Genomic DNA, 12,376 nt, shown 5'->3' with positions numbered 1-12,376 from the left:
ACGACGGAATGCGCAGGCACAGGTAGGCGCCGACCGCCGAGATGATCGCCAGCCACACCATCGCGCCGGGGATGTGGATCGGAAGCGCCTTGGCCAGCACCACCTCGAACAGCGCGGCCACCGCACCGCCGATGATCGTCCCGCCGATCAGCCCGAACGTCGTGAGCCGGGAGTTGACGCGCGGAAGGTCGATGCTCGGGGGCACGACGCGCGGTGTCACCGCCGACTTCAGCACTCCGAACGATTTGGAGAGCACCAGCAGACCCAGCGCGCACGGGTAGAGCACCCACGGGTCGTACTGCAGTTGCTGCGTCGCGGGGTTCCAGGCGACGTTGCTGATGATGAGCAGCGCGAGCACGGTACGAAGGCCGAACGTCGTGGCCATCGCGATGCGTCGACCGTGTTGGAGACGGTCGAGCATGGGGCCGATCACCGGGGCGATCAGCGCGAAGGGGGCGATCGTCAGTGCCAGATACAGCGCGACGTTCGTCTTCGATTCGCCGGTCGCAGCGGCGAAGAACAGCGTGTTGGCCAGTGCGACGGCCATCGCGGCGTCGACCGCGAAGTTCGCGATGACCGGCAGAGTCAGCGCCGTCAGCCCCGACTTGTCGGCGCCGTCGGCCGTGGCGGCCTGATAGATCTTGTCGACGCCGCGCCCGGTCAGTTCGCGTCCGCGCATCGCTGCCACACGCATGACCGTGATCTTCTTGGGGCCCTTGGCCGACGTCTTGCCGACCTCGTCGGGCATCGCACGCGTGGCGCCTACAGTCGGCGATTCGTCGAGTGGAGGTAGGTGCGGATTGTGTGTGCGTGGCGGTAGGTAGGCGTCGCCGACGGATGCGTGGGCACGACCGCGTTGCCGGCCGTCGCCCGCGGGATAGTTCGCGCTGCCCGGGTGGGCAGCTGGGCGTCGTCGGCTGTACTCGTCGATGCGCGAGGTCTCGCTCTCGGGTACCGGCGTCGTCGGGGGGTCGTCGTTCGATCGGCCGCCGTCGTCCCGCCTCCATCGGATCACCTGATCAATTGTTCCTCATAGGTGTGACTGTGTGGCGTAACCGTCCGTCGTGTGGGGCGCCACAACGTCTGGAGGTGGGCGGTTGGCCTGGCGCGGCGTCGATATTGCACACTGGAACAGTGATCGCAGTGACCGGAAACCAGCTTCTGCTCGACGCCGTCGAGTCGGCTCGCTCAGCGCTCGAAGCCGACGGGGAGCATCCGGGCGACCACCGCGCCGCCATCGCGGAGGGGGAGTGGGCCGTCGCCCACTACTTCGACTCCGACATTCCCGGCTACCAGGGGTGGCAGTGGTGTGTGGTGGTCGCAGGCTCGCCGAACAGCGACGAGGTGACGATCAGCGAGACCGCGCTCCTGCCCGCCGACGGCGCGCTGCTCGCGCCGGACTGGCTGCCGTGGTCGCAGCGCGTCGAGTCGGGCGATCTGCATCCCGGCGATGTGCTCGCCGCCGAGGACGACGATCCGCGGCTGGTGCCCAACCAGATCGACACCGGCGACGAGTTCGTCGCCGATGACGACGACGTCGCGCAGGTGGCGGGCGAACTCGGACTCGGCCGACGCCGCGTGCTCAGCCGCGAGGGACGTGACGACGCCGCGCAACGTTGGTACGACGGCGACTTCGGTCCCGGTTCCGAAATGGCTCAGGCCGCACCGTTCTCGTGCGGGACCTGCGGCTTCTACATCCCCCTCTCCGGCGCTCTGCGGGCGGCGTTCGGCGCGTGCGCCAACGAACTCGCCGCCGACGGCCGCGTGGTGTCGGCCGAGTACGGCTGCGGGGCGCACTCCGACGTCGAGCCGCATCGGGGCGAGGGATCGCCCGCGTACGAGGCATTCGACGACGGCGTGCTCGAGATCGTCTGAGAACGGCCGACCCTGACGACCGACCGGCGCGACACCGACGACCCGTTCGGGACGGACCGCCTGCGCGCAGCGACACTCGACGCCTGGCGCTCGTCACCGACCCGGCTGATCGAGGACAGTAACGCCGAGGACGATCTGGTCACCGTCGGCTACCGCGACCGACTGTTCACAGAGCTCGCGGTCAACGCTGCGGATGCGGCAGCCGTTTCGAATTCTTCTGCACGCATTGCCGTCTGGCTCGACGGCCGCGAACTGCACGTCGCCAACACGGGTGCTCCGCTGAGTGCCGACGGCGTGCGTTCGCTTGTGGCGCTTCGGGTGTCGGCGAAATCCGACGACACCGCCGCAGGAGTCATCGGCCGCTACGGCGTCGGATTCACGGCGACCGCCACCATCGCCGACCACGTCGAGATCCGCTCGACGACGGGCTCCGTCCGCTTCGATCGCGCCGATACCGTTGCCGCGGTGCGGGATTCGGGTATCTCGCCGCGAGACGGCGCGTCGGTTCCGTTGCTGCGCCTGGCGTGGCCCGTCAGCACTGCGCCCGCTGCCGACTTCGACACCGACGTCGTGCTGGGGTTGACGGCGGACGTCGACGCCCAAGCGCTCCTTGCCGACATCGCGGTGCAGGTCCCCGATCTGCTGCTCTCCCTCGAAGCCGTCGAGTCGATCACGCTGCCGGACAGGAGCTTTCGGATCGAACGGACCGATTTCGACGCTGCCGAGTCCGACGCTGCGCAGCTCGGCCCTGGCAGTAGTGCCCGGCGGTTGCGGGTGTTCGTCGACGTCGAAGGTGCCGAGCGGGTGTACGCCTCGTGGCTGGAGGTGACGCACACGCGCGACGGTATTGTGAACCGTTGGCTCGCACCGCAGTCCAACGGTGCCGTGGCTGCTCGTCCGGTGCGGGGAGTGCTGTACGCGCCGACGGCCACCGACATCGAGCTAGGACTACCCGCCAGGATCATCACATCGCTGCCGCCGACGCCGGACCGACGTCGACTGCTTCCCGACGTCGACATAGCCTCTGCCGCAGCCGGTTACGCGGACCTGCTCCGCGTTGCCGAACCATCCGATCGGCTCGCTCTGCTACCGGCGTCGCATCGGATCGCAGGACTCGACGACGCGCGGCTCACCGAGGCCGTCGTCGACGAGGTGCGCGATGCGTCATGGCTGCCCGCGGCCGACGGCCCCGACCTGGTGCCATCGCGTGCGGTGATGCTGCTCGGACTCACCGACGAATTGGCCGACGTACTCGGCGATCTCTTCGCCGACCTCGTGCACCCCGACCTCTCCACGTCCAGCTCGCTTGTCGTGCTCGAACGTCTAGGGGTCACACCGATAGGGCTTGCGACCCTTGCTGATCGGCTCGTCGGTGTCGACCGTCCAGCGGCCTGGTGGCAGCGGCTCTACGCCGCACTCGCGCCACTCGTGCCGACGTCGCGGGAGGTCGAGGAGCTGTCCGCGCTGCCGGTCCCGCGCGCGGACGGTCGCATGAACATCGGCGCGCGTGGGCTTTTCGTCGTCGCGACGTCGCGTCCACTGCGATGGATTCGCACCGTCGATCCCGACGCCGACCATCCGCTCCTCGAACGACTTGGCGTGCAACGTCTCTCGGTGTCGGAGGCGCTCGCCGACGATTCACTGCGCGCACTCGTCGAGGATGAGGATGCGGTCGACGACGAGGACTCGACACTTCTGGACGAGGTCGTCGAACTGCTCGTCGCGGATCCCGGTGCGGACGCACCGGAGTGGTTGTCGCGCATGGCGTTACCCGCCGACGGCGAGTGGCGCAACGCCGACGAACTACTACTGCCGGACGCTCCGCTGCTCTCCGTGCTCGTCGACGATCATCCGTTCGGCATCGTCGACGACGAGCTGGTGGCGCGTGTCGGAGCCGACGTGCTGCGCAGAATCGGCGTCGGGTGGGGTTTCACGACCGTCTCCGACGAGTTCCCGACCGCGCCGGATCACGACCTGCCCGATGAGGAACTCTGGTGGGACGGTCTCGCCGATCTTCCCGAAACCCTTACCGCGGTGCGCGATCTCGACCTCGTCGACGATGACTGCTGGCCCGAGGCGCTGACCTTGCTCGCGCGTGACGAGTCGCTCGAGTCGGTGCTCGCCGACCGTCACGGGTACACGGCGTGGTGGTTGCGTCATCACGCGTACATCGACGGGCATCCGCTCGGCTGGTACCGCGCACCGTCGGAGTCGGCGCTGGCCGGAGTCCGCGACGTCCTCGACCATCCGTACGCCGACTCGCTTGCCGCGGCGCTCGGCGGCAGCGACGTCGAATCGGTCGCCGACGCCGACACTCTGCTGCACAACCTCGCCGATCCTGCGCGCGACGTGTCGGCCGGCGCGGCGTCGACGACGTACGCCGCGATGGTGCGTGCATGCCGACGCGGAACCGTCGAACCGATGGATCTCGCTGTGCCGGAACGTGTTCGAGCGGTGTCAGGCAGCGCAGTAACCGACGCGGTGGTGATCGATCGTCCGTGGTACCTGCAGGTCGTCGACGCCGACGCAATGGTCGTGTTCGCGGCCGACGCCGCCAGCCCGTCAGATGACGCCGCTCTGTTGGCTGACATTCTCGACGTTCCGACCTCGTCGGAGGCGTTCAACGCCGTCGTCGCGTCGCAGGGCGAGCCGTCGACCGCTGCGGGCACCGACGCAGTGCTCTTCACCGCGCTCACCGGGCGCGCAGTGGACGGCGAAGTCAGAGTCCACGACGACCTGGTCGTCACCGTGGCCCGCGACGGCGAGAGCGTCGACATGTCCGTCGACTGGTGGATCGACGACCGGGGCATCACGCATCTTCGACGCCGCGCGCGGCGCTAACCTCGGTCGACGTCGATCCCGCGCGTGAGGATCGACGCGAGCTGCCGATAGGCCTGCGCGTCGTCGAGGCCGGTGTGTGCTTCGACGTCGCGCCGTTGGATGCGACTCATCATCGTCGCGGCGAGGTCGCCCGCGAAAGCGGCGTCCACGTCACGGAATTCGCCCGCGGCGACCCCAGCAGCGATGAGTCCGCGCACGCGGGCGGCGGCAGCGGCGGTGTTCTGTTCGTAGAGTTCGCGCGTCGGCGCGAAGGCGTGCAGGTCGGCCATGAACTGCGCGGATGCGGGCGAGAGAGCATCGCCCACCGCGATCAGGTACTCGACGACGGCGTCGCGCGACGTCGCGGCGTCGGCTACTCGCGACTCGACCTGGTCGGTCGCCGTGCGGAAGAAGTGGGTGACCGTCTTGGTCACGAGCTGCTCCTTGCTGCCTGCCAGTGTGTAGAGCGTCGAGCGTGAACAGTGCAGGCGCGCAGCGAGGTCGGCGATCTGGAGGTGCGCAAAGCCGTCGTCGAGCATCAGCGCGAGGAGGCCATCGAACAACTCAGTTCGACGCCGCGTCGCGAGCTCGGCTCGGGTCATCGGTCATCTCCTGGGCGGTGGTGGGGGCATTGCATTCTCGCTCGGATAGTACTAGGAAGAGTACCTGAGTACTGTATTGAGTCGAGCATTAGTAGCTGTTCAGATCACGCACCATCGGAGGATTCATGCCCGTCGACCGTCTCCTGCCCACCGACGAGGCTCGTGATCTGATCGCGCTGACCAGGGACTTCGCCGACAAGAAGTTCCTCCCCATCGTCGACGAGTATGAAAAGGCCGAGCGGTATCCCGACGGCCTCTTCGCCGAGATGGGCGAGGCAGGACTGCTCGGGCTGCCCTACCCGGAGGAGTGGGGAGGCGGCGGCCAGCCCTACGAGGTGTACCTGCAGGTGCTCGAAGAACTCGGCACGCGCTGGGCATCGGTTGCCGTCGCGACCAGCGTGCACGGCCTCGCCTGCCATCCCCTGTTCACCTTCGGCACCGACGAGCAGAAGCAGCAGTGGCTCCCGGATCTGTTGGAGGGCAAGCTGATCGGCGCGTACAGCCTGTCCGAGCCGCAAGCGGGATCCGACGCCGCTGCACTCAACTGCAAAGCCGCGCCCGCCGAGGGCGGATACTCCGTCACCGGCGCCAAGGCGTGGATCACCCACGGCGGCATCGCCGATGTCTACAACCTGTTCGCGCGGACAGGCGAAGGCTCCAAGGGCATCTCGTGCTTCCTCGTTCCCCGCGACACCGCAGGCCTCTCGTTCGGCAAACCCGAAGAGAAGATGGGCCTTGCGGCGGTCCCCACCACCTCGGCACACTATGACGACGCCTTCATCGAGGAGGGACGTCGACTCGGCGCCGAGGGCCAGGGACTCCAGATCGCTTTCTCCGCACTGGATTCCGGCCGACTCGGCATCGCGGCCGTCGCCACCGGCCTCGCACAGGCCGCGCTCGACGCCGCCGTCGACTACGCACACGAACGAACCACGTTCGGCCGCAAGATCATCGACCACCAAGGCCTCGGCTTCCTGCTCGCCGACATGGCCGCCGCCGTCGACTCCGCCCGGGCAACCTACCTCGACGCCGCACGACGTCGCGATGCGGGACAACAATATTCGCGCGCCGCTGCCACCGCCAAGCTGATCGCCACCGACGCCGCGATGAAGGTCACCACCGACGCCGTCCAGGTGCTCGGCGGCTACGGCTACACCCGCGACTTCCGCGTCGAGCGGTTCATGCGCGAAGCCAAGATCACCCAGATCTTCGAGGGCACCAACCAGATCCAGCGCCTCGTCATCAGCCGCGCCCTCGCCACCAGCGCTGGTTGAGCTCCGGCCCGCTTCTAAATGTGTGTCGTGTTGAAGGATGTGGGTGCTGCAGCACCCACATCCTTCAACACGACACACATTCACCGCTGATCGGCGGGCATCGTCGGTAGTGTGGCGAGAATGATCGTGCAGATCACCGACGTCGACGAGCACATCACCACGTGGGTCGTCGACCACCGCACCGCGCCACTGACCGGTCTCGCGCACGTCGTCACTGTGTTCGGCAACACGATCACCCTCTGGATCGTCGCGACACTTGTCGTGATCGCGCTCGCCGCCCGCAAGCACGTGACCGAGGCCGTCTACGTCGGCGTGGGTTCGCTCCTCGGGGCGTCGTTGATGGTGATCCTCAAACACCTCGTCAGGCGTGAAAGACCTCCGCGCGACGACCGGCTCCTCCACATCGAGAGCTACTCGTTCCCCTCGGGCCACTCGATGATGACGATGGTTGTGTACGGACTCATCGCCGTCGCGGCGTATCGGGTGATCCCGTGGGTGCGCGCGCATCCGTGGTCGATGGCGCTAGCGCCGGTGATATCGATCCTGGTCGGACTGACCCGTATCTACCTCGGCGTCCACTGGACCACCGACGTCCTCGCCGGCTGGCTGTTCGGCGCCGTGTGGGTCGGGCTGTGCACCTGGGTGCTCTCGCTCTGGCTGTCCTCGCGCGGCCGATCCGACCGCCCCGTGGCCGAGCCGTCGGACCCCGCCTAGCCGGGCCGCTGGTCGAGCCCAACCGCCGCCGGTCGAGCCCAACCATCGCTGGTCGAGCTTGTCGAGACCACCAACCGCCGCTCGAGCCCAACCACCGCTGGTCGAGAGCCCCCGCCGCTGGTCGAGCTTGTCGAGACCACCCAACCGCCGCTCGAGCCCAACCACCGCTGGTCGAGAGCCCCCGCCGCTGGTCGAGCTTGTCGAGACCACCAACCGCCGCTCGAGCCCAACCACCGCTGGTCGAGCTTGTCGAGACCACCCCTACAGCGCGGCCAGGTACCCGCCGAGCCGATCGCCGACGACCAGCGCCGGCAGTGCGAACCGCAGCTGCGCCGTCGCGTACTCGTCGATCGTCAGCGCGGGCGCGAAGTGCCAGTGCTTCAGCGCCCACCCGTGCGCGAGCATCATCAGATCGAACACCGCGAGGTCGGCGTCGACGTCCGCCTTCATCGACCCGTTCTCGATGGCAGCAGTGATCGCCTCGCGCATCGGCGCCGACGTCTCCACCTCGAGCTGCTTGATCTGGTCCCGACCCTCGGCGTCGAGCGTCCGGCTCTCCCGATACGTCAGCACGACGGCATCGCGGTTCTCGTCGACGATCCGCGCGTACTGCCGGAAACCGGCGATGAGTTGTTCGACGGGGTCGTCGCCCGCGAGGTCCATCGCGGGTTGCAACTGATCGCGGAACTTCTCCAGGATGTCGACGATGGCGGCGAGGAGGATGTCCTCCTTCGACCCGAAATACTTGTAGAACAATCCGACGCTGACCTGCGCCTCGTCGGCAAGCGCCTGCATCGACATCTGGTGAAACCCGGTGCGCTCCATGACGGCCACGGCGGCGTCGAGCAACTGTCGTCGACGCGACGAGACCCGGACCGCGCGCACCGCATCTTCGACGGCCAGATCCGACGTCGAGCGTGCGGTTGCGGATTTCGCCACGAGTCCTCCTCCATCGAACGGTGAATCACCGTTCATCACTGTAGCCGCTCAGATGCCCAGATCCTTGGCGACGATGGTCTTCATGATCTCCGACGTCCCGCCGTAGATGGTCTGGATACGCGCGTCGACGAATGCTCGTGCCACCGGATACTCCCGCATGTAGCCGTAGCCGCCGTGCAGTTGCAGGCACCTGTCCGCGGTCCGGACCTGTAGTTCGGTTGCCCACCACTTCAGCCGCGCCGCCCGTGCCGCGCTCAGTTCTCCCCGGACGTGTTCTGCGATGCAGTCGTCTAGGAACGTCCGTGCGATGTCGAGTTCGGTTGCGAGCTCGGCCAGGACGAACTGGGTGTTCTGGAACGACGCGATCGGCGAACCGAACGCGGTGCGCTCCTTCACGTACTCCAGGGTGCGGGCGAAAACACCTTCGGCTGCCGCGATGGCGCCCACGGACAGTGAGAGCCGTTCCTGCGGAAGGTTTCTCACCAGTTGGTAGAAGCCCTCGCCCTCTTCGCCGAGACGGTTCGCCACCGGTACCCGCATGTCGTGAAAGGAGAGCTCGCTGGTGTCCTGTGCGTGCAGCCCGATTTTGTCGAGGTTGCGGCCACGCTCGAAACCCGTTGTGGCAGCGTCGACGACGAGCAGCGTGAGTCCCTTGTGCTTGTCCGGGCTCGTCCTCGTCGCGACGACGAACAGGTCGCCGTTTCGGCCGTTGGAGATGAACGTCTTCGACCCGTTGACCACGTAGTGATCGCCATCGCGCACCGCCGACGTGGTGATGCCGGTAAGGTCGCTGCCCGCCCCCGGCTCCGTCATCGCGATGCCGAGCACGGTCTCCCCGCTGACGACGCCTGGTAGCCAGCGCGCCTTCTGCTCGTCGGTGGTCAGCTCGGTGAGGTAGGGGAGGACGACGTCGTTCTGTAGTGAGAACGCGATCGCTTCGGCGGCCGCGCCGGTGCGTGCGATTTCGTCGATCAGGATTGCGTTGTACCGGAAGTCGTCGACGCCTGGCCCGTCGAACTGCTCGTCGACCTCGAATCCGATCAGCCCGTTCTTGCCCGCCTCGGTGAACAGGCTTCGGTCCCATTGGCCCGCGGTTTCCCAGTTCTCGTGCGAGGGAGTGATCTGCTCGGCGACGAATCGTGCTGCGGTGTCGCGGAATTGCTTGTGCTCGATGTCGTAGGTGAGTGCGCTCATGGGGAGTCTCCGTTCAGCGGAAGGCATTCTGGCCGGTGTAGGCCTGGCCGAGGACAAGTTGGTGCATCTCTGGGGTGCCCTCATAGGTGAGCACCGATTCGAGGTTCACCATGTGACGGATCACCGGATACTCCAGCGAGATACCGTTGCCGCCCAATATGGTTCGCGCCGTGCGACAGATCTCGATGGCCTCACGAGTGTTGTTGAGTTTGCCGAAGCTGACCTGGTCCGGACGCAGCCCGACCGAATCCTTCAGACGTCCGAGGTGGTACGCCAGTAACTGGCCCTTCTGCAGTTCGACGGCCATGTCGGCGAGCTTCGCCTGTGTCAGTTGGAATCCGGCGATCGGCTTGCCGAATTGTGTTCGCTGCGTGGCATACTCGAGCGCTGCCGCCCAGGCGGTGCGAGCCGCACCGATCGATCCCCAGATGATTCCGTACCTGGCCTCGGTGAGACTCGAGAGCGGACCCTTGATTCCCCTGCCCTTGTGCAGGTCGTCGTTTCCGGGCATCAGCGCATTCGCGGGCAACCGCACGTTGTCCATGACGATCTCACCGGTGGTCGACGCCCGGAGCGACGCCTTGTGCTTGATCTCCGGTGTGGAAACACCGGGAGTGTCGGTGGGCACGATGAAGCCCCGCACACCCACGCCACCGTCGGGGAGGTCGGTCTGCGCCCAGACGACGGCGACGTCGGCGATGGGGGCGTTGGTGATCCACATCTTGCGGCCGTCGAGAATCCAGTCGTCGCCGTCGCGCCTGGCGCGCGTCTTCATCGACGCCGGGTCTGATCCGGCGTCGGGCTCAGTGAGACCGAAACAGCCGACGGTGGTGCCTTCGGCCATGGACGGCAGCCACTGCGTCTTCTGTGCTTCGCTGCCGTTGTTGTAGATCGAGAACATTGCGAGTGAACCCTGCACCGAAACCATCGACCGGATGCCCGAATCGCAGGCCTCGAGTTCGAGACTGGCCAGGCCGTAATGCACCGACGACGCTCCGCCGCAACCGTATCCGTCGAGATGCATGCCGAGAACGCCGAGCTGACCGAATTGTTTGAACAGCTCGCGCGCGATCGGGATTCCGCCCTCCTCGAACCAGTCGGCGATGTACGGGGTCACGGCCTCGGCGAGAAATCCGCGGACCGAATCGCGAACGGCCAGTTCGTCGTCGGAGTATCCGAGATCGAGGTTGAGGGGGTCGAGGGCGGAGAACTTGGTGCTGGCGGTGGTGCTCATCGGTCGGCTCCGTTGGTGGTCGATGTTGTCAGTGGTGCGGGGGCGTCGAATTCGCCCGCCGACATCTCGGCGGCTGCGGATGTGGTTGCCCGGTAGTGGAGTTTCTTGCCGGTCGCGGAAACAGGGAGCGACTCGACGATGCGATAGGCGCGCGGACGTTTGAACTGCGAGAGCATCGGGTGCTCACGGCAGTAGCTGTCGAGTTCCTCCGGGGACGGGTGGGCGCCCTCGACAGGCACGATGTAGGCGACGACGAGCTGTCCCCACCGGTCGTCGGGAACCCCGACGACAAGCGAATCCGCCACTGCGGGATGGCCGTTCAGAGCCTCCTCGACCTGTACCGGATGCACATTCTCGCCGCCGGAGATGAGCATGTCGTCCTTGCGGCCGACGATCGTGACGAACTCGTCGACGTCCCAGGTGGCGAGATCGCCGATGTGCAGCCAGCTACCGTTGTACTTCGCCTTCTCCTGCTGGGGTGAATCGAAATACGCCGCAGCACATTTCGGTGAGCGGATGATCACTTCACCGACCTCGTCGCCGTCTCGTGCGACGACGTCGTCCGGGTCGGCCAGCTGCCCGTCGTCGCGGACGTGGACGACGCGCACGTCGTCGTCGAGGCAGGCGCGTCCGGCGGTTCCGGCGTGATCGGGCAGGTCCGTGGGACGCAGGAAGGTGTTCCAGAACCCCTCGGTGCTGCCGTATCCGTTGAAGATCCTGGGGGTGAGCACCTCCTGATAGAGCAGTGCGGCGTCGCGTTCGAGGGGAGCACCCATGGTGACGATGCCGTGCAGGCTGGACAGGTCTCGCGGACGACGTTGCTGCTCGGCAGCGAGCATCGCGAGGTTGGTCGGCGCACCGATGAGGAATGTCAGTCCGTAGCGCTCGACCCAGTCGAGTGTCGTCGCCGCGTCGAACACACGCATCGGTACCAGCGACGATCCGAGGTAGAACGTGGGATTGGGTCCGGCGCAATAGAGTCCACCGCGGTGGAACCACGGAGTCATGTTCAGCATGCGATCCTCCGGTGAGAGCGGGAAGTGCATGATCACGTCATGCGCCGAGAAGATCTCGATCGCGCTGTTCATCGGCACTGCTTTGGGCATGCCGGTGGTGCCGGACGTGTAGAGCCGGGTGGTCTCGTCGAACACGCCGCGGGTTGTCCGCGGTGCCGGAGCGTCGGCAGGCAGGTCGGTGAATCGGATCGATCGCGGGCCGTCGACGAGAGTGCCTGTGCCCACGCCGATCAGGACGTCCGGCGTATGCTCGGCGCGCTCGATTGCCGTGGACACCATGTCGGTGAGCTCGGTGTCGTAGATGTAGACCGACGGCCTGCTCACATCGAGGATGACCGCCGTCTCGCCTGCCGCCAACCGGAAGTTCATCGGTGACCCGACGGCGCCTACGGCCTGGGTGGCGAGGTAGAGCTGCGCGAACTCGGGTCCGTTGAACAATTGATATCCGACGACGTCGCCGTCGCCGACACCGTGGGCGGCGAGGCCTGCGGCCAACGAGTCCACTGCGGCGCCGAGCTCTGCGTACGTCCACTCGGTGTCGGTCGTCGGGTCGATCATCGCTGTGGTGTGCGCGTATCGGGAGACGTTGCGGCGGAAGCCGTTCAGATACGTGAACTCGTGCTCGAAGAACGAGCGGTACTGTGCTGCGTCGTATACGTACGGTGTTGCGGCGTCGTGACTGGCGGTGGTGCTCATGATGATCTCCAG

General features: G+C 66.6%; 10 protein-coding genes. 4 read left to right on the top strand and 6 right to left on the bottom strand.

The genetic code is table 11. The features are described 5' to 3' along the window. The coding region (locus GOSPT_RS13005; protein WP_506256236.1) for an MFS transporter at window positions 1-1,015 on the bottom strand (1,015 nt) is incomplete at its 3' end. A 119-nt stretch (window positions 1,016-1,134) separates the two neighbouring features. Here GOSPT_RS13005 and GOSPT_RS13000 point away from each other — a divergent pair. Continuing rightward, window positions 1,135-1,875: a DUF3027 domain-containing protein gene (locus GOSPT_RS13000; RefSeq protein ID WP_039855934.1), complete on the top strand. Its 741-nt coding sequence runs from the start codon at window positions 1,135-1,137 to the stop codon at window positions 1,873-1,875. A gap of 60 nt (window positions 1,876-1,935) precedes the next feature. Next, window positions 1,936-4,716 (top strand): sacsin N-terminal ATP-binding-like domain-containing protein, encoded by a 2,781-nt coding sequence (locus tag GOSPT_RS12995; protein ID WP_444542531.1) that lies wholly within the window; start codon window positions 1,936-1,938, stop codon window positions 4,714-4,716. Here GOSPT_RS12995 and GOSPT_RS12990 read toward each other — a convergent pair. Then, window positions 4,713-5,297, bottom strand: a complete 585-nt coding sequence (locus GOSPT_RS12990; RefSeq protein WP_005206653.1) for a TetR/AcrR family transcriptional regulator — start codon at window positions 5,295-5,297, stop codon at window positions 4,713-4,715. The genes GOSPT_RS12995 and GOSPT_RS12990 overlap by 4 nt on opposite strands. 125 nt (window positions 5,298-5,422) lie before the next feature. Here GOSPT_RS12990 and GOSPT_RS12985 point away from each other — a divergent pair, with 125 nt between their 5' ends. Both GOSPT_RS12985 and GOSPT_RS12980 read left to right on the top strand, forming a co-directional pair. Further along, window positions 5,423-6,571, top strand: a complete 1,149-nt coding sequence (locus tag GOSPT_RS12985; RefSeq protein WP_005206652.1) for an acyl-CoA dehydrogenase family protein — start codon at window positions 5,423-5,425, stop codon at window positions 6,569-6,571. Between the two features lie 120 nt (window positions 6,572-6,691). Then, complete coding sequence (locus GOSPT_RS12980) at window positions 6,692-7,285, top strand: phosphatase PAP2 family protein (protein WP_005206651.1); 594 nt, start codon at window positions 6,692-6,694, stop codon at window positions 7,283-7,285. Between the two features lie 261 nt (window positions 7,286-7,546). Here the strand turns inward: GOSPT_RS12980 and GOSPT_RS12975 are convergent, their stop codons facing one another. The 4 genes from GOSPT_RS12975 to GOSPT_RS12960 are packed head-to-tail and all read right to left on the bottom strand — an operon-like array spanning window position 7,547 to window position 12,364. Beyond that, window positions 7,547-8,224 (bottom strand): TetR/AcrR family transcriptional regulator, encoded by a 678-nt coding sequence (locus GOSPT_RS12975; protein ID WP_005206650.1) that lies wholly within the window; start codon window positions 8,222-8,224, stop codon window positions 7,547-7,549. A gap of 48 nt (window positions 8,225-8,272) precedes the next feature. Then, complete coding sequence (locus tag GOSPT_RS12970; RefSeq protein WP_005206649.1) at window positions 8,273-9,418, bottom strand: acyl-CoA dehydrogenase family protein; 1,146 nt, start codon at window positions 9,416-9,418, stop codon at window positions 8,273-8,275. A 13-nt stretch (window positions 9,419-9,431) separates the two neighbouring features. Next, complete coding sequence (locus tag GOSPT_RS12965; protein WP_005206648.1) at window positions 9,432-10,652, bottom strand: acyl-CoA dehydrogenase family protein; 1,221 nt, start codon at window positions 10,650-10,652, stop codon at window positions 9,432-9,434. After that, entirely contained in the window at window positions 10,649-12,364 is a 1,716-nt protein-coding gene (locus tag GOSPT_RS12960) for a class I adenylate-forming enzyme family protein (RefSeq protein WP_005206647.1), read from the bottom strand. The genes GOSPT_RS12965 and GOSPT_RS12960 overlap by 4 nt, the downstream gene beginning before the upstream one ends. Window positions 12,365-12,376: the final 12 nt, after the last annotated feature.

It is taken from the genome of Gordonia sputi NBRC 100414, assembly GCF_000248055.1.
Classification (GTDB): Bacteria; Actinomycetota; Actinomycetes; order Mycobacteriales; family Mycobacteriaceae; genus Gordonia; species Gordonia sputi.
The sequence above is the reverse complement of the archived record's forward strand: the minus strand, read 5'-3'. Positions and strand labels throughout refer to the sequence as shown.